The sequence below is a fragment of the Mesorhizobium sp. M7A.F.Ca.CA.002.05.1.1 genome, assembly GCF_003998335.1.
Lineage (GTDB): Bacteria > Pseudomonadota > Alphaproteobacteria > Rhizobiales > Rhizobiaceae > Mesorhizobium.
This window is the reverse complement of record NZ_RZQI01000024.1, coordinates 1-17327: the sequence shown is the minus strand read 5'-3', so window position 1 is coordinate 17327 and position 17327 is coordinate 1. Positions and strand designations below refer to the sequence as shown.

The following is a 17327-nucleotide window of genomic DNA, read 5'->3' as shown; positions in this document are numbered from 1 at the left end:
TGCCAACGCGGTCTGCGGCGATCGGAGAAGGCCGCGATTCCGTCAGCGGCGTCGGTCGTTTCCCATACATCGGCCAGCAGAGCGACCGTCTCGCCGATCACTGCGTCGTCGATTTCCGACCCAAGTCGGCGCACAAGCGCCTTGGCGGCGGCGACCGCCCGCGGCGAGGCCGAGAGATAGGGCCGGACCTCAGCCTCGACCGCCGCCTCCAAGTCGATCGGCGGCACGACCCGGGAAACCAGTCCGAGGTCGCGGGCTTCATTTGGCGTCGATTATCCTGCCTGACATGAAGACCCGCCGCGCCCGGCCTTCTCCCATCCGAGCCAGAACATAAGGAGAAATCGTAGCAGGGATGAGTCCTAACCGGACCTCGGTGAAACCGAACCTAGCGGTGTCGACGGCCACCGCAACGTCGCAGACGCTCATCAGGCCGAGACCGCCACCGAATGCCTGGCCGTTGATGCGGCCGATCAGGGGTTTGGGTAATTCGTTGAGCGCGCGAAGAGCCAGCGCCAGCTTCATGGCCTCGGCGATTCGCTCGTCACGCGCGGCGGAGGCCTGCGCCCGCATCCAGGCGAGATCGGCGCCCGCACAGAAGCTGTCGCCTTCGCCCGTCAGCACCACCGCTCGCACATTGTCGTCATTGGCGAGCAGTTCGGCGGCGCCCGCAAGTTCGGCGATCATCTGTCCCGACATAGCGTTGTGCTTGTCCGGGCGGACGAGGGTCAACGTAGCGACGCCGATCTCGTCGGTCATGATGCAGATAGTGTCGAAGATCATGGCCGCTCCTCTCTAAGGCTGCCCGCGAAGCGGGCCACCTCCTCCAATCGCTCCATGTCGAGGCAGGTCTCATAGCCCCGGCCCGCTAGCATTGCCGCGACGGCGAGGGTATCGACATTGCCGTTTGCTCCCACGGCGAAGGGGCAGCCGCCAAGTCCGCCAACCGCAGCGTCAAAGGTGCGTAGGCCCTTCTCCAAGCTTACCAGAATGTTATCGAGGGCGCGGCCCCCAGTGTCATGATAATGTCCAGCAAGTCTCCCGGCCGGCACCGCTTCCAACACAGCATCGAGCATGGCCGCGATGGTTGCGGGCGTTCCTTGGCCCGTGGTGTCGCCCAGCGAAATCTCATAGCAGCCCATATCAAGGAGTTCGGTCACAACCTTCACAGCGGCAGCCGGCTGTATCGGTCCTTCGTAAGAGCAGTCGGTGATGCAGGAGACATAGCCTCGCACCGGAATGCCGTCGGCGGCAGCCGCGGCGAGCACAGGGCGGAAACGCTCGAGGCTTTCGGCAATCGAGCAGTTAATGTTCCTGCGGCTAAAAGTTTCGGAGGCTGACGCGAACACGGCGACTTCGCCAGCCTTCGCCGCCCGCGCGGCCTCGTAGCCCTTCATGTTGGGCACCAGCACCGCATAGACGGCGCCGGGCGCACGACGGATGCCGGCCATAACCTCCGCCGCATCAGCCATCTGCGGCACCCATCTCGGCGACACGAAGGAGGTCGCTTCGATCATTTGGAAGCCGCAGTCGGACAGCAAGTCGACGAGCCGGATCTTCTCGGCGGTCGGCACGAGCCGCTTCTCATTCTGTAGGCCGTCGCGCGGCCCCATCTCGGCGATGCGAACGAATTCAACCATTCGGGTCGGGCCTCCGCCTCGAGAAAGAAGATCAGATCGCCGTAAAATCGGACTGTGTCAGCGCCGCCGTCGTGAATGTCGGTGACAAAAAGGCCGACACGATCTGTGCTTTTGCTAGGCTAGACATCAGGCTTCTCTTATTTTCCGACCAACCTCACATCGACGGGGTAGATCCCGCTTTCGTTCGCGATGATCGGGTTGATGTCGAGTTCTGAGAGATTTTCCATCCTCATGACCGCGAGGGAGACGGACGAGATAAATTCGGCAAGGGACCGCTTGTCGACTGGCCGATAGTTTCTGAAACCATCGAGGATCTTCGCAACACCCGTCTCGTTGATCATGTCCAAAGCTTCCGCCGGAGAAAGCGGCGCCGCGCGAAAGGTCACGTCCTTAACCGCTTCGACCAGCACACCCCCTGAGCCGAACAAGACCACCGGGCCGAAGACTGAATCGTTGACGGCACCCACGAACAACTCCAAGCCGTGATCCACCATCGGCGTGACGATGAAACCGAAGGTCGTCACCGGGGGAGCCTGGGACGCCATGGCCCTCGTGATGTCATCCGCGGCGGCGCTCGCCGCCTCTCGCGTCACGCCGAGGCGAACACCACCGACATCGGACTTGTGCACGATGACGGACGAGTCCACCTTCACCGCACAGGGCTTGCCAAAACTAGAGACTACCGAACTTACGGCCCCGGCATCGCTTGCCGCCGACCATTCGCCAGTGTCCACGCCCAGTTTCTGCAACATCTCGCGGGCTGTCGTCTCTGCCGATAGCCCGCTGGGAACGAAAACGCGGCGCGCGTCCGGTGCCAGCCTATCGGCATTGCTATTCTGTTTAGAAAGCCAATTAGCCCTTTCAAACAGTGCCTTGGACCCGGTCACGGCCCAATCGATAGAGGGGAAAATCTGGATGCCGCCGTTTCGTAAGATGTCGTGATTCTCCGGCTTGCGATTGCCGTAGCAGCTATGAAAAACCATAGGCAGGCCGCTGGCTTTCCGCAAAGCCACGATCCGCTCGGCCGCCGAATTCTCTGCTTTCAACAGAGATTCATCGAACCTTATGTGGTAGGCTCCAAACAACCCGTTTGTCAGAACGAGCCCTACCTGGGGATCTGACGCCAGAATTTCGATGCATTCGGGGAAAACGTCGGGATAGGCGTCAGCGGCGCTTGCAACATCAATCGGATTTTCGACACTGGCCTCGTCGCCGAGGACACTTCTCAGCTTGGTTTTGGTGTCTTCCGAGAGGGATGCTAGCGGCACCCCCGCCCGTGACAACGCATCAACGGCGAGTGTTGCGTGTCCACCACCATCGGTCAGAACCGCAATCCCGGTTTTTGGTTTAGGAAGTGGACTGGTTGCGAGAAGAGCAGCAACCGGCAACAACTCATCCGAACGATCGACTAGGGTTACGCCCATTTGCGCCAACACCTTTACGGCGATTTCGTCGGCGCCGGCAATCGAACCTGTATGGGAAAGCGCCGCCTTCCGACCCTCAATGGATCTCCCGCCGCGCAGCATCACAATCGGGCAGCTCAGCCCCACGCGTGCCGCCGCGTCAAGGAATCCGCGGCCGTCAAGAAAGCCCTCGTTGTAGATGGCGATTGAGCGGGTGCTTTCACGTCGGGAAAGCTCCTCGATCAATTCGCCATATTCGATATCGGTCTGGTTACCGAGTCCCGCGATGACATCGAAGCCGGGGCCATTGATGGAGCGACTGTCTTCGACGACCGAAAGCACCATGTTGCCGCTTTGGGTTAGAACACTGATTGGCCCACTCGGAGGCAGTTCCGGCAGGCCAATGAGGTCAGCCTGCACAGTGCAGTTCAGCATTCCCGATGTATTCGGTCCAATAATCCGGACCCCGCTTTTCTTTAAGGCATCAAGCAATCTCGTTTCCGCGGCAGAACCCTTGTCGCCTCGCTCACGGAACCCGTGCGCCAGAACCACTGCGCCGGCGATCCCTTTTTTACCGCACTGGATGAGGATATCCGGCACTTCCTCCGCCGGCCGAACGATCACCGCGATGTCCACACATTCGGGAAGGGCATCGACGTCGCTGAAAACTGGCAACTCGAGGATTGTCCCTCCTTTAGGATTGACCGGCAGGATCGGATAGCCGTAGCCGGCGTTCTTCAGCGCCTTGATGATCTGATAGCCGCGCTTGTCAGGGTTTGCCGAGGCCCCGATGATCGCTACAGAATGCGGCTCCAGTACTCGGCTCAAGGCTGTCGCTTCATTTTGGCGGCCTGTGGGAGCTGGCAATTCCGGCTCGCCATAGGCGAGTACGCCGTTCAAGGCCGTTGCTTCATTGTGGTGCCCCACGGTCATTTCTATCTTCCTTCGAAACGGGGCGAGCGGCGTTCCGCGAAGGCGGCGACGCCTTCTGCCCAATCGCTGGTTTCCATGATCGCCAGCAGGTCTTCGGCCTCGGCCCGAAAAAGCTTGTCGGGGCTTTGTGGTAAGTTGATCGCCGCCTTAAGACGAGCCATTGACAATGGTGCGTTCTTGACGATCCGCTCCACTAACGCCGCCGTGCGCTCCTTCAACTGATGCGCTGCCGGAGCCTCGGTTGCCAGGCCAATCTCCAGGCATTCTGCGCCGGTTATCCTGTCGCCCAGCAGCAAGAGTTTGGCGGCATTCCTCAACCCGATGAGCCTGGGAAGGCGGAGCGTCACACCTCCCCCCACATAGGTTCCAATGGCAATTTCTGGAAATCCGAGCTGGGCGTCCTCGGATATGATAAGAAAGTCAGCAGAGGTCGCGATTTCCGCCCCGCCGCCTAAAGCATAGCCGTGCACCTCGGCAATGACTGGCGTCTTCATCGTCTGAATTCGTTCGCACACGCGCTGCCCGAGCATAATATACGCCTCGCGCTCATCGCGCGTCCGTTCGCCGGATTTGTGGACCTTCAGATCAGCACCGGCACAGAAAGCGCGGCCGTTTCCGGACAGGATCACGCATCGGATCTCGGGGTCCTTATCTGCATGGTTCAGCGCATCCAACGTCTGTTGATACAGGGCTTCATTGACGGCATTCATCCGTTCGGGTCGGTTGAAGATAATGTGAAACGCTTGGTCTTCTTGCTTCGTCACGACTTCGTTCATGGACAATCTCTCAAGACGCTGATCCTGATACATTCGCCTCAAATCTATTGCGCGTCCAACATGTTTTGAGTATAGATCAATCGCGAATGAGCAATAATGTTACCCTCAGGCATTTACGGGCGTTCGTCGCGGTCGCGGAGCGTGGCGGGTATACGGCTGCGGCTCGCTCACTGAACATCGCGCAATCGGCTTTAAGCCGAACGATCGTGGAGGTTGAGGAGGAACTGGACACACGCCTGTTCGAGCGCACCACAAGAAGGGTGGTTCTTACGGCATCCGGCGAACAGCTGTTGATGAATGCGCGGCGTGTTCTTGAGGAATTCGACAGCGCGATGTCACGGTTCCAGCTATATCACAGCGGATTAAACGGGGTCGTGAGCCTAGCTGCACTTTCATCTGTTGCGTCTATCATGCTTCCGACATTCATTTCCGAATTCCGGAAAGGCAGACCCAACGTCAGAATCTCGGTGAAGGACGGTTTCGCGGATGAGGTTGTTCGCTACGTGCGCGACGGACAAGTTGATTTTGGTATCACATCCTTCCCAAAGGCAAGCGGACAGCTGATCTGTGAGCAGATCGCGGCGGATACTCTGGTGTGCATATGCTCGAAATCGCACAGATTTGTGGGATTGGAGACGGTGTCCTGGAACGACTTAAATGGCGAAGACTTCGTTGCGTTCGATCCATTGAGCAGCGTTCGCACTTGTGTTGATCGCGCTTTGCAAATTGCCGAAATCCAGCTCGGGACCATCACACAGGCTCGGGACGTCGGCACGGTTGCGGGCCTCGTATCCGCCGATCTAGGAATATCCGTCGTGCCTAGCCTTGTCCTGCCTATGATGCAGTTTTGTGAGATTACCCAAAAAAAGCTGGTAAGTCCCGCGGTCGAACGCGAGATCTATCTTGTCCATGATCCACAGACACCGATTCCTCCAGCCGCTGGATTTCTCATCGAAATGCTGCGGCATGCAGCGATGCATGGGTTCCGAACCCCGAACGGAGCAAGATGGGTGAACAAGCCGAAAGCTGAGCTGGCGAAAAAGAAATAGAAACCGAGCGGGCAAGAGCACCTTCTATCGCGCCACAGGACTTCCTGGTCAGGTCCTGTCATACCATATCCAATCGTAAATATTCGCTTTAGCCCTAGCAGCATGATATTTTGCCCGGCGGGGGCGGCACTCCTGCGGCAAGGGAAGCAGATTAATTATGTTGCGTATCGAAGTTCTTTGTCAGACCCCGTCGGTGAGTTCAACAAGGTTTATATCGAGCACACCAAGATTCGCGATGATCCGGTCGAGTGGTCCAATTTCAATTTAGTGTCACGCTCGCCTTTTGCTGGGCACATGTGCGCCGACGCTTCTATGAACTGGCGGCAGCCGGTCGCGCGCCGATCGCCAGTGAAGGCGCTGAGACGGATCGCCGATCTCTGTAAGATCGAGGACGGCATCCGCGGCCGACCGGCCGAGGACGCCGTGCGATGCGTCAGGAAAATAGCCGCGCTATCATCGCCGATCTCGAACCCTGGCTGCGCCAAAAGCTCGGCTTGATCAGCCAGAAAACCAAGCTCGCCGGGAGATCGACAGCAACGTGGTCGAGCGCTCCTTCCGTCTGACGAGCAAGAGGTTCGCCTCTTTTTGATAAGCGACACCATCTTTCACAAGCGTCGCCCGCTCCCGACCAAGGCATTGCGCGTTATACGCGCTTCGAACTGACCGCAAGAGGTTGGCGTCACGATGAGCCCGAAATAATTGTCAAGAAGTTCGAGCACACGCTTCGGGTCGGACCGCAGTTCTTCCAGACCATACATCTTCACCACATATTCGGCTAATAGTTGCAAAGCACTTTGTTTGTTCGCCCCGACCATAACAAACGGGTCTGCGATACGCTGCACTGTTATGTGATCGAACTGCGCAGAAGCGAATAAATCGAGCACTTCGCCAGCTGTAAAATGAGGATATTCGTGAGGCGTCACGGAATGAGTGGACACCACGTCAGCGAACCAGCGGGCAGTGGGTGAGCCTTCTTCGAAGTCATGAAGAACAAGGATGCCACCGGGCCGAAGAATTCGCGCAGATGCCTGAACAGCGGTGGCGCGCAGAGCGCGCGGGATGTGATGCGTTCCGTAAGCCATCAGCACCCCATCCACCGAGCCATCTCTAATGCAGTACGGATCGGCCGCACTTTGCCAGATCGCAAACAGGCCGTCCCGGATGCAGCGGTCCACCATGAACTGGGAGATATCAGAGTTGATGAACGTCGGGCAGCGCACCTCACCCAAGATTCGATGAGCTACCTTGTTCACATATCCGTCACCAGCTAGCAGATCGCAGATAATCAGTGATGGACTAAGTCCTTCGCAACCATTGGGGTGCATCTTCCCAAGAAGATCCATCACACCTTCGGATCGCGCTAGCAGCGACAATTGAATGCTATCGAGGTAATCCGCCCCGCGTCCTTCCGAGGTGAATTCGTTGCGCGAGAGATTGGCCAGATCGTCGTGGCGGGCGGACTGTTCTGCAACAACTCGCGGTTCGATCGCCATGAAGGCCAATGGGTTTAGCTTTTTTAACAGGTCGAAGTGCGAAGCAATCCCTTGAGAACTCATGCAATACTCCTCGTGACTAGCCGCCCATGAGCCGAGCGATCTTTAGGGTGAGAGCGGGCAACGCCTTTGCCTGAACGCTTGCCGAGCAAAGACGCCTGTAAATCAGTACCCCGATAGTCCGTTGGTTAAATCCTGTGTATCGCGCACCAAGAGACCGGTTTTTAGAAGATGACGCATGTACCTCGAGCGAGGCTTACTCTGGACCTTCCGAATTTGAGGACTTCATGTTGTGCGCCTCTCAATCCTAACCTTCAGGCAAGTCGTCCAACCAGCAAGCGCCCTCAAGGTGAGGCCGAGAGAAGATCTTTCCGATCTTCTCGCAAGTATTGTTTTGATGGTAGCGCATGTATAATCGGGCATCTGCTCCAATGTCGAGGATCTCGATCTTTCCCGTGTAGTGGGACATGATGTATTTGAATGTTTTTTGGATACCGCTGAGACGTTGGTTGATGCCGCGCACAATCTCTATTCCGCTGCGCAGCGAAACCTGAAAATGAGATGCGCCTTTCACCGGCCTGGCTTGAAATAGATAATACGGTCGCACACCCATCTGGTGGCACTTGGCGAAAGTAGCAGCCAAGATCTCGGGATCATCGTTGACATTCGCGAGAAGCACAGTCTGGTTAAGAAACTGAACGCCCTGTGCCCGCAGGAGCCGAATTTTAGCCTCCGCGAGGGCGGAGATTTCGCCAATGTGGTCAAAGTGCGTAACGATTACTGCAGCCTTTCCTGCGTTATGAATCCGCGTAAACAACGCCGGCAGATCCGGGTCATCGAAGCGCTTGGGCTGATAGGCCAGTGCCTTAGTGCCTATTCGGATCGAGTCGACATGAGGGATATCCAGCAAATTGCCAAGTAATTTTTGCAGACTTGCCGTATTGAGAACAAACGGGTCACCTCCTGTTACTAGCACATTTGTAATCTCCGGGTGATTCATGATGTATTTTCTAATACTTTCGAAATCAACTGCTGTCTCATCGGAATTTTTGCCGACAATTCGTTTTCTCAGACAATAGCGACAATATGAAACGCAACGGTCTGTCGCTATGATTAGTCCTGTTTGGGCGTATTTATGCTGAAAACCCGGAAATATCGTGTTATCTTGCTCACCACTGGTATCCAAGTTGCCGCCGCTGTTGAATTCAGCGAATGACGGCTGCACAATATACTTCAGCTGTTCGTAATAACCGCTGTTGATGATCTGTTCGTGGTAAAACTTTGTGACATGGCAACGCATGATGCTGTTGCTTTGCAGTTCGCCCTCGCTAACGACACGCGTCCCCTCGATAAAATTGATAACCCTGGTAGGCGTTCGCGGCTCCGAGTTGGTGCGCGGTACTTGAGTAGCCCAAGTCGGAGGTGCCGCGGAGGGTCCTAGCGCGTTCAACTCACCGGGTTCAATCACTTCCGGGACCCGGTCCGCCTCCGAGTCAGGCAACTCGTGAGCCGAGCGGTCCCGGGGAGAGGCTGCTTCCGTTAGATTCGACTGAATCGGGAATCGACGTTCATTAGCCAGCCGTGGTGCTGACCAGAGTCGCTGCCCGGGATCGGCCGCCAATTGGCCTAGCGCCTGCTGCAAATAGGCCACATACCGCTCGGCGGAGCTCCGCCCAAACAGCGATGTCCGGTAAACTAGCCTGCCACAAATAGCCTCGCCGAGCTCAAAGATATTAAGAGCCAGATCGTATTGCGCGACACAATCACCAGCGTCAGAATATACAATTTCGAGCCCTGGCAGTTCCACCGTCTCTCCAACAGTATTTTCTGATTTGACTATGACCTGCACAATTGGGGTTTGAGCACCTTTGCGAATTGGACCAACGACGTCCGTCGCCTGCTCAAAGGGCAGATCCTGGTGATCAAGGGCCCCAAGCACGGCGGCATTCACTCGCCCCAGCACTGTCTCCAGCGTCGGATCGCCCGACAGGTCGATCCGCAGCGGCAAGCAGTGGGAGAAACAACCGATCAGCCCCTTGCTTCCTGACCGGGTGCGGTCTGGGCACGGCGTGCCAATCACCACCTCGTCCTGACCCGACAAACGCGCCAGCGCCATTGCCCAGCCCGCTAGCACCGTAACGAACAGCGTGGTTCCACGACGCTGGCTCAGCACCTTCAGCTTTGCATTTAATGTCTCGTGCAACACGAAGTCGACGTAGCTGCCTGCAAATTCCTGCTTTACTGGACGTGGCACGTCGGTCGGCAGCTCAGGCACCGCTGAGGCGCTATTTAGCATTCGAAGCCAGTATCTAAACTGCCGCTCCAAAGCCTCAGCTGTCAGCCAACGTCGCTGCCAAATCGAGTAGTCCGCATACTGGACTGGCAGTGCCCTCAGCCGCGCTACGCGGCCCTCTTGAGCCGCAGCGTAGAACTCGCTCAGTTCGCGTAGCAGGATCTCACGGGACTGACTGTCCGAGACCATCTCATGCATGGTGATCAGCAGCAAATGATCATCTTCGCGTAAGCGCGCCAGCCGCGCGCGGATCAGCGGCCCGGCTTCCAGATCGAACCCGGCCTGCCCTTCATAGCGCATTAACTCAGTTAGTATCTCCTCTGCCTCCCCCTCCGCTGGGGCCGGTAGATACTCCCGTTTAAGCGGCACAACGTCCACTGGCCTGATCTGTTGGAACGGTTCGCCGTCCTCCACCGCGAAGGTGGTGCGCAGTACCTCATGACGCGCCATCAAGCAGTTCAAGGCCGAATGTAGGGCCACCTCGTCAAGCTGGCCGCGAACGCGAAGCCCCAGTTGGATGTGGCATGCCTCACTGCCGCTCTCCAGATGCGACAGGAACCAGAGCCGTTGCTGGTGGAATGATAGTGGTATCCGCAGCGGACGCGACAAGGCTTCAATTGCCTGAACCGCATTCGTGGGGTCGTTGGGCTCGTTAATTGCGATGGTCCTAGCCAATTTCATATGAAGTCCTACGATTGGAGATTCTGAAACCGCTAAGGTCAAACGGGTCCTTCCACTTGACTCGTCTGCAACCGGCGTGCCACCGAAGGTGCTGTTTCGGCAAGAGGGCAAAAGCCGAGCATTTCGCGCTGCAGCGGTGAATCTTTGCAGCTGGGTGTGTCGGGTTTCAAACTATTCGTTTGCTACGGTGGTACAAAAGGTAACGCTCCGGAGCTCTACCGAATCTCTCTTCCCGTCGAACCAAGGGAAACTGGAGTGCCCGAGGATCGGGGAACAACTTCGTAAATCAGTGCAGACAGCCGCCGCTGATGCCCATTTGGTGCGCGCATGTCCATTTGCGACGTCCGCCTAGTGGGCGCACGATCGCCGCCTCGGTGCATCGGATTTGGAAAGATTTGCCTCCAGATATCAATAGCCGAGTGAAACAGCAGCTTTGAGTGAGCACTCTGCCCCGAAGCCTTTGTGTCGGTAGCTAGTCAAAGTTGTCCGGTTCGGTAAGCGGTTCACGCGGCTCGCGACGCTGTAAATCGCGAAGGTGTTATCCCGCTCCTGCCTGATGACCGCAGCTTTGACGATTGCGGATCGGACCTTTCGGCCTGCGCGAAGGCGATCGTGCGCCAGCCTTTGAGGACGGCTGCCATCGTGATGCCGCATCCTCGCACGGCTTTCTTTCCCGCTTGAGGCAGATACCGGGATTTATGTTTATGCGCAAACTCAATCTCACGATCCCAATCGAGTTGGTTATTGCGGATTGGCGCTGCGATCTTCACGCCTCCAGGCGGGACAAAAGTGGTTATCGAAGCGAAACGAATCTTTGCCTCGCCCCCGTCGCCCTGTGCGCTATGATCCGAAAGTCCCTCTGCTTCGCGCGGGCCACGTACGCGTCCGGTGAAGACCGCAGAGGTGCGTATCCGGTGGCCATGAGAACCTGAGCACCGGAGTGCTGGGGTCAAGCTTTCGATGGGGAGACGCGATGATATTCTTCGAGGAGGAGTTTGAGCTCCTCGGTGCCTTCATCGGTGAAGGCCAAGATCCCGTTGTCATCATTGGCGCCGTACACCCAGATGACGCCGTCCTCGGGCTCCAGACCGAGGGTCAGTTCGTGGATGAGCGCTTCGCTGACGCCGAGGTCCCTGGCGACACGTTCGACGGTGTAGACGTGCAGCTGGTTGGGTCCGCAATTTTGCGGATCTCCAATTCCACGGCAGCAAATCATGGATCCGATGGGCCGGATAGGCGGGCAGTCGGGCGAGGACGTCGGCGAGCCAGGCCTGCGGGTCGATATGGTTCATCTTGGCGCTGACGATCAGGCTGTAGAGAACGGCAGCGCGCTGTCCGCCGCGATCGGAACCGCAGAACAGCCAGGACTTTCTGCCGAGAGCGATGCCGCGCAGGGGCTCGCTCGGCAGCATTGTTGGATAGGCAGATCCGCCCATCCTCGAGGAACCCGGTGAAGGATGACCAGCGGCGCAGCATGTAGTTGAAGGCCTTGGTCAGGTCGTGCCCGCGCGAGAGCTTGTCGCGCGTCTCGATCATCCAGCGCTCGAGCTCGGTGACCAGCGGCGCGCTCCGCTCTTGGCGCACGGCGTGGCGTTGGGCCGGCGACAGGCGCGCGCTCGATATCGAACAAGGCATCGATGCGCTTCGCGGCTTCGACCGCCAGCGGATAGACCAGGTTGGGCTTCTCGCCATGTGCCTTCTTGCGCGCCGCCGCTTCGACATCGGCCAGCTCAACCACTTTGCGCCGGCTGTGGATCCAGCAGCTGGCCTCCAGAACAGGCGCCGGCTGACGACCCGTCGCATAGAGATAGCCGTAACCACCAAAGGCATCGGCCTGCAGAATGCCGCTCCAGCCGGCGAGATGCGGCCGCAGGATGTTCGCCTCGGCGATCGCGGGAATAGTAGAACACTGCCGCCGGCGGATCGGCGCCGCCGAACGGTCGGTCATCGCGCACATAGGTCCATAATCGACCAGTATCGGTCTTGCCCTTGGCCAGGACCGGCACCGTCGTATCGTCGCCGTGCAGACGTGAAGCAGCCAGCACATGGGTAGAACAGCGGCATCAGCGCCGCGGCGCCGGCGCCGACCTGATCGGCGAGCGTCGACAGGCTGAGCGGTACGCCTTCGCGGGCATAGCGTTCAGCTTGACGGTTGAGCGGCTGCGGAACAGCATCCTGGGCGGTGGCAACCATGCCTTGGAGTGAACCATAAAACGCGTCCGCTGACTCGCGGAAAATGGCGCAAACTCAAAGAAAACTCAGCCCGCGCGCTGGGGGGTGGAACGTGTGACGCGGGTTGCGCCAATCGATCCCGTCGAGCATGTAGGCGAGCTGCGCCGGTGATATGGAAACCGTGCCGTCCGCCGGCGACGGCCAGAGAAACCGGCCCTTCTCGAGCCGTTTTGCATACAGCGACATGCCGAGCCCATCATGCCAGATAATCTTGATCAGATTGCCGCTGCGTCCGCGGAAGATATAAATATCGCCGGCATGCGGGTCCCGGCCCAGCGTCTCCTGAACCTGCAGAGCGAGGCCTTGCATCCCGCGACGCATACCGGTCCGGCCGACCGCCAACCAGATCCGCACCTGGCTCGGGACCGGGATCATGAAACGCCCAGCGCCTTCACCATCGCCGCCGCCAGTGTTGGCGGCGTGGTCAGCGGACTCCGCAGCCGCACCTTGCCGCCGACCTCCAGCTCGATCACCGCTGGTGATGCCGCGGGCCGGGAAACGGCGACAGGCTCGTCGGGAGCCACGACAACTTCGGCAAAGTCCGTCTCGCGGGCTCTCACCGTGCGGCGCCACTTATAGATCAGGCTGGTCGCGACATCGTACTGACGCGCCACCGCCGCCACCGTGGCCCCGGGCGCGAATGCCGCGGCCAGTATCCGGCACTGATCCGCTTCACTCCAACGACGCCGCCGCTCCGGCCCGGTCAATAACGTCACATGCTCATGCTGTGCTGCTAACTTCGCTCGTAAGGACGACCCTAAGAGCGCAGCCTCGCTACCGTGCCCTCCTCTCGCAAGGCGGCCTTCGCCGGAGGCGTACGGGCCACCGCGCAGTCGCAAACGATCTGGTGGCTTAAAGCAGTAGGTGGGGTGCGTCCTCAGACAACCTCTTCCGGCCTTAGAACATAGTGTGCCAAGTATGCTTCCGGATCAACTCCCGGCCTTGCATTTGCGCGGAGTCGTTCAGCATATGTTCGCCCATTAGTGCAGGCTAGGCCCGGCAAGAAGTGATCGCGCTGGACCTACCGTTCGCGTTCGGCTACGCAGGCTCCGCCGCCCCCTTCGGCCTCGACCCCGCGATATCTGGCAGGCTCCACGGCCTCAGCCCGTATCGCTTCATGGGTCCGGCTTGCGCATCGTGCTGGACGGCGCGGTATACATACAGCAGACCACCCCCTTTGGAGTTCATTCGTTCCATCAAGCGCGAGGCGCGGGCGGAAAAAGCAATCAATGCAGATATCGACAAATTTCGCCGCGCATGAGGCTCGGCTCACGGCCACACCGCGCAGGAACTCTGTCACAGCGCGCAATTTCGTTGCTGTGGCCCCAATCAGCGCCGTCCAGCAGTGAGGTTCGCCCCGATGACAGCAAGCGCCAGCATTGCTTCATTCGTTGTCATTGCGCGAAGGCTGCGGGCGGATAAATCCGACACCTTTTTTGATGTCGATTTGGGTGCCATATTGCTTTGAGAGCCTCTGGAGCCGGCCCAGAATGGCAGTTGCTTGCGGCTCCGAGGCGAAACGCGGCACGCCCCGATTGGCAAACCTCTTCGAGTGCCCGAGTTCAACCGGGTGGAGCTGCAACTCAGCGAGCTGATTGTTCTCGTAGCGGCTGACGGAGATAACGCTCTCATAGTAGATTTGGTCAGAGAGCCCTCCCACAAGCCCCTCTGCGGTCGGGTATCCTTTTGCCAGCTCGTGGATGCTGACCTCAGCATCCGTGTCAACTTTTGGATCCATGCCGTGAACAGCGAACATGTCCGCACCCGCAGGCGTTCGGAGGTCATCGTAAAAGAAATTCGCCAAGCCATAAAAGATTGGTCGACCCTTGTAGATCTCGATACCTCGCAGTTGATGCCGCCCGTGGCCAATGTACGCGTCCGCTCCAGCATCGATAAGGCTGCGGGCAAGCGACTGTTCGTAGTCAGGCGGTTCGTCGCTCCATTCCTGTTCATGACCATGGTTTGTAGCGATACAGAAGTCAGAGAATTGCTTGCCCCGACGAACATTTCGTAGAATCTCAGCAACATCACGCGAATCGGCTTCAAAGCTATAGCCTGCTTTTTCGCCGGCCTTGAATGTAGTACCGTCAATGACAACGCGGCTTGGATCCCGTCCGGGAGGACAATAATACGGCAAGACTTCTCGTACTTGCCTCAAATTTTCCAGCATCTCCGAAGGAACCACGATGCTTTTCGTCAAACGAAGAGCATTGAGTCCTGGCCTGCCAGGTGCCTCGCCGGCGGGATCGCCCGCACGAGCCATGCAACAGTACGATGCAGCAAATGACACCAATGCCACGCGACCGCGAGCGGTCTCCAAGAAGCGAGCAGCGCCGGCCTGTGCGAGGTTCTCGCCCGCACCTGCATGGATGATCCCGTTCTCATTGAGCACTCGGCTCGTCTCGCGCATGCCTTCGAGGCCCCAGTCGAGGGTATGATTGTTCGCCCGACTCACCAGGTTAAAGCCCATCTCTTTCAAGTCAGGTCCGATCTCCGGCAGGCTAATATGATACGCACCACCGTACTCAGCCTGGGGGCTTCCCTTAAATGACCGGATATCGAAGATGAGGGTTTCCATGTTCCCGAACGTGACATCGGCATCACGAAGGATTTCGACGACATCCGCAAAACCGGAATGGTGGCCTTTCATCAGCGCCCGCGACAGAATAAGGTCGCCAACCGCTACCATCTTGAAGCCATCGGCAACGTTCGTGGCAATTGAACCGACTGTATCATAGCTGCCAACCTGTTGAGTTGAACGACAGCCGCTTTCGTGATTTCTTTCCATAGATTATTCTATTGCCTCCTTTGACCGCATCTCGAGTGTTCGCGTCTGTTCGTGGAAAATTTGTTCGGATAAACTGATCTGTGACTGTCTCACAGAAATAGCGAGGATTTGACCGCCTCAGCCGGTTTCGGAGACGCGGCTCTGGCCGGAGCCCGCACATGACAGGCCACGACGCGCCCGTCTGCCATTGGAACCAAAGGGGGGACTTCGTTGCGGCAGCGCTCGACGGCGAGCGGGCAGCGCGGGTGGAACGCGCACCCGGTGGGCGGATTGATCGGGCTCGGCACCTCGCCCTCAACGGGTGCTTCTAGTCGAACTCGCGTGGGATCCGGGACCGGAGCGGCCGCAATCAGCGCCTCGGTGTAGGGGTGGATCGGCTTGGCGAAGAGCGCCTCGCAGGGCGCAAGCTCCACGATCCTCCCCAAATACATGACCGCAACGCGATGGCCGATATGCTCCACGACACCAAGGTCATGCGAGATGAAGACGAAAGCGATACCCATCTGCTTCTGGAGGTCCAGAAGCAGATTCAAGATCTGCGCCTGCACCGAGACGTCAAGAGCTGACACCGCTTCGTCGGCGATGATGAGCGAGGGATTGAGCGCTAGTGCCCGCGCAATGCCGAGCCGCTGACGCTGGCCGCCCGACAACTCGGAGGGGAGCCTGTTCATCATCTCGGGGGACATTCCGACCTTTTGGAGAAGATCCGCAGCAAGCTTGTTGCGCTGCTTCCGGCTGAGGCGCTCGAAATTCTCGAGGGGCTCGGTGATGATCTGTCCGGCGCTGAGGCGGGGGTTCAACGACGAGTAAGGATCCTGAAAGACCATCTGCATCCGACGGCGAAACGCGTGGAGCGCTTGCTTTTTGAGGCCAGCAATGTCGTTCCCGTCGATTAGAACGCGTCCGCCCGTAGGTTCCACGAGCCGCATTAAGAGCCGCGCCACAGTGGACTTGCCGCAGCCGGATTCGCCGACGATGCAGAGTGTCTCGCCCGCCTCGACCGAGAAGGATACATCCTCGACCGCCCGCACCACGGGAATGCTCTTCCTAAAGAATCCCGCGCCGAGCGGATAGTGCTTAGTCAGGTTCTCGACTGTCAGCAAAGGACCACTCATGCTCCCATCACCTCTTCGGCGCGCCAGCAAGCGGCGGCGTGGCCTGGCCTGACATCACTCAGAATGGGTGTTTTCTCGCGGCAAATGTCGATCGCAAACGAGCAGCGTGGCGCAAAGCTGCAGCCCACAATGGGGTCGCGAAGGCTTGGCACAATCCCGGGAATTTCCGGAAGGCGACTTTGTCGGCCGCGCCGCCGGTCAGGCACCGATCGCATGAGGCCCTGGGTGTACGGGTGCGCCGGACGCGAGAACAAATCTATCACGTTCGCTTGTTCCACGATCCGCCCAGCATACATTACGATCACCCGCTGGCACGTCTCGGCGACAACGCCCAGATCATGCGTGATGAACATCACTGCCGTTCCTGTGCGCTCTTTCAGGTCGACGATGAGTCGCAGAATCTGTGCCTGGATTGTGACGTCGAGGGCCGTAGTCGGCTCGTCGGCAATCAACAGGTCCGGTGAGCAGGCAAGAGCCATGGCGATCATGGCGCGCTGGCGCATGCCTCCCGACATCTCATGCGGATAGTTGTTGACGCGACGCTCGGGGTCCGCGATGCGGACGAGACGGAGCATCTCTTCGGCCTTTGCCATGCCCACCGAGCGGGAGGCTTTCGTGTGGATCTGCACCGCCTCTGCGATCTGGCGGCCGACCGTATAAACCGGGTTCAGACTGGTCATCGGTTCTTGGAAAATCATGGCGATTTGGTCGCCGCGAATTTTTCGCATCTCACGATCGGACAGGTCGAGGAGGTCGCGTCCGTGGAAGCGGACTTCACCGCCGACAGTCTTCGCGCTCAGCTTCGGCAGCAGGCGAAGAATGGAGAGGGCAGTGACGCTCTTCCCGCATCCCGATTCGCCGACGACCCCAAGCGTTTCGCCTTTCATTACCTGGAAGCTGATGCCGCCCAGGGCGCGGGTGACACTG

General features: G+C 58.6%; 12 protein-coding genes and 3 pseudogenes. 2 read left to right on the top strand and 13 right to left on the bottom strand.

Going from position 1 to position 17327, the window contains the following annotated elements:
* From EN939_RS02715 to EN939_RS02700, 4 genes and pseudogenes are all read right to left on the bottom strand, one after another.
* A pseudogene (locus tag EN939_RS02715) lies at positions 1-780 on the bottom strand (crotonase/enoyl-CoA hydratase family protein); the annotation flags it as partial.
* A complete protein-coding gene (locus tag EN939_RS02710; protein ID WP_127266839.1) occupies positions 777-1637 on the bottom strand; it encodes a hydroxymethylglutaryl-CoA lyase in 861 nt (286 codons plus the stop codon). The gene EN939_RS02710 and the pseudogene EN939_RS02715, both read right to left, overlap by 4 nt.
* 137 nt (positions 1638-1774) lie before the next feature.
* A complete protein-coding gene (locus EN939_RS02705; RefSeq protein ID WP_127266838.1) occupies positions 1775-3973 on the bottom strand; it encodes an acetate--CoA ligase family protein in 2199 nt (732 codons plus the stop codon).
* Between the two features lie 2 nt (positions 3974-3975).
* Positions 3976-4749, bottom strand: a complete 774-nt coding sequence (locus tag EN939_RS02700) for an enoyl-CoA hydratase/isomerase family protein (RefSeq protein ID WP_127266837.1) — start codon at positions 4747-4749, stop codon at positions 3976-3978.
* Positions 4750-4835: 86 nt separating this feature from the next.
* Between EN939_RS02700 and EN939_RS02695 the strand changes: the two genes are divergently transcribed.
* Together EN939_RS02695 and EN939_RS02690 are read left to right on the top strand one after the other, a co-directional pair.
* On the top strand, positions 4836-5798 hold the full coding sequence (locus EN939_RS02695; RefSeq protein ID WP_127266836.1) for a LysR family transcriptional regulator: 963 nt from the start codon (positions 4836-4838) through the stop codon (positions 5796-5798).
* A 266-nt stretch (positions 5799-6064) separates the two neighbouring features.
* A pseudogene (locus tag EN939_RS02690) lies at positions 6065-6319 on the top strand (IS66 family transposase); the annotation flags it as partial.
* Positions 6320-6403: 84 nt separating this feature from the next.
* On the opposite strand, the gene EN939_RS02685 reads toward EN939_RS02690, so the two are convergent.
* The 9 genes and pseudogenes from EN939_RS02685 to EN939_RS02645 form a co-directional block, all read right to left on the bottom strand.
* Positions 6404-7354, bottom strand: coding sequence for a class I SAM-dependent methyltransferase (locus EN939_RS02685; protein ID WP_127266835.1), 951 nt, complete (start codon positions 7352-7354; stop codon positions 6404-6406).
* A 244-nt stretch (positions 7355-7598) separates the two neighbouring features.
* Positions 7599-10265, bottom strand: a complete 2667-nt coding sequence (locus tag EN939_RS02680; protein WP_127266834.1) for a condensation domain-containing protein — start codon at positions 10263-10265, stop codon at positions 7599-7601.
* Between the two features lie 949 nt (positions 10266-11214).
* Positions 11215-11481: a hypothetical protein gene (locus tag EN939_RS02675; RefSeq protein WP_127266833.1), complete on the bottom strand. Its 267-nt coding sequence runs from the start codon at positions 11479-11481 to the stop codon at positions 11215-11217.
* Positions 11429-12428 (bottom strand): annotated as a pseudogene (gene tnpC / locus EN939_RS02670) (IS66 family transposase); the annotation flags it as partial. The pseudogene tnpC and the gene EN939_RS02675, both read right to left, overlap by 53 nt.
* A gap of 84 nt (positions 12429-12512) precedes the next feature.
* Positions 12513-12872 carry an IS66 family insertion sequence element accessory protein TnpB gene (gene tnpB / locus EN939_RS02665; RefSeq protein ID WP_127266832.1) on the bottom strand — a complete coding sequence of 120 codons (360 nt, stop codon included), beginning with the start codon at positions 12870-12872 and terminating at the stop codon, positions 12513-12515.
* Positions 12869-13213, bottom strand: a complete 345-nt coding sequence (tnpA, locus tag EN939_RS02660; protein ID WP_236383542.1) for an IS66-like element accessory protein TnpA — start codon at positions 13211-13213, stop codon at positions 12869-12871. Before tnpA ends, tnpB begins: the two co-directional genes overlap by 4 nt.
* Positions 13214-13881: 668 nt before the next feature.
* A complete protein-coding gene (locus EN939_RS02655) occupies positions 13882-15285 on the bottom strand; it encodes a CapA family protein (RefSeq protein WP_127266831.1) in 1404 nt (467 codons plus the stop codon).
* Between the two features lie 89 nt (positions 15286-15374).
* Positions 15375-16400, bottom strand: a complete 1026-nt coding sequence (locus EN939_RS02650; protein WP_127266830.1) for an ABC transporter ATP-binding protein — start codon at positions 16398-16400, stop codon at positions 15375-15377.
* On the bottom strand, positions 16397-17327 hold a 931-nt coding region (locus tag EN939_RS02645; RefSeq protein WP_164750866.1), incomplete at its 5' end, for an ABC transporter ATP-binding protein. The genes EN939_RS02650 and EN939_RS02645, both read right to left, overlap by 4 nt.

Bases quoted from the DNA above. Each gene is read 5' to 3' on its own strand.
- EN939_RS02710 (WP_127266839.1), bottom strand. From the start codon at position 1,637: ATGGTTGAATTCGTTCGCATCGCCGAGATGGGGCCGCGCGACGGCCTA.
- EN939_RS02705 (WP_127266838.1), bottom strand. From the start codon at position 3,973: ATGACCGTGGGGCACCACAATGAAGCAACGGCCTTGAACGGCGTACTC.
- EN939_RS02700 (WP_127266837.1), bottom strand. From the start codon at position 4,749: ATGAACGAAGTCGTGACGAAGCAAGAAGACCAAGCGTTTCACATTATC.
- EN939_RS02695 (WP_127266836.1), top strand. From the start codon at position 4,836: ATGAGCAATAATGTTACCCTCAGGCATTTACGGGCGTTCGTCGCGGTC.
- EN939_RS02685 (WP_127266835.1), bottom strand. From the start codon at position 7,354: ATGAGTTCTCAAGGGATTGCTTCGCACTTCGACCTGTTAAAAAAGCTA.
- EN939_RS02680 (WP_127266834.1), bottom strand. From the start codon at position 10,265: ATGAAATTGGCTAGGACCATCGCAATTAACGAGCCCAACGACCCCACG.
- EN939_RS02675 (WP_127266833.1), bottom strand. From the start codon at position 11,481: ATGATTTGCTGCCGTGGAATTGGAGATCCGCAAAATTGCGGACCCAAC.
- tnpB (WP_127266832.1), bottom strand. From the start codon at position 12,872: ATGATCCCGGTCCCGAGCCAGGTGCGGATCTGGTTGGCGGTCGGCCGG.
- EN939_RS02655 (WP_127266831.1), bottom strand. From the start codon at position 15,285: ATGGAAAGAAATCACGAAAGCGGCTGTCGTTCAACTCAACAGGTTGGC.
- EN939_RS02650 (WP_127266830.1), bottom strand. From the start codon at position 16,400: ATGAGTGGTCCTTTGCTGACAGTCGAGAACCTGACTAAGCACTATCCG.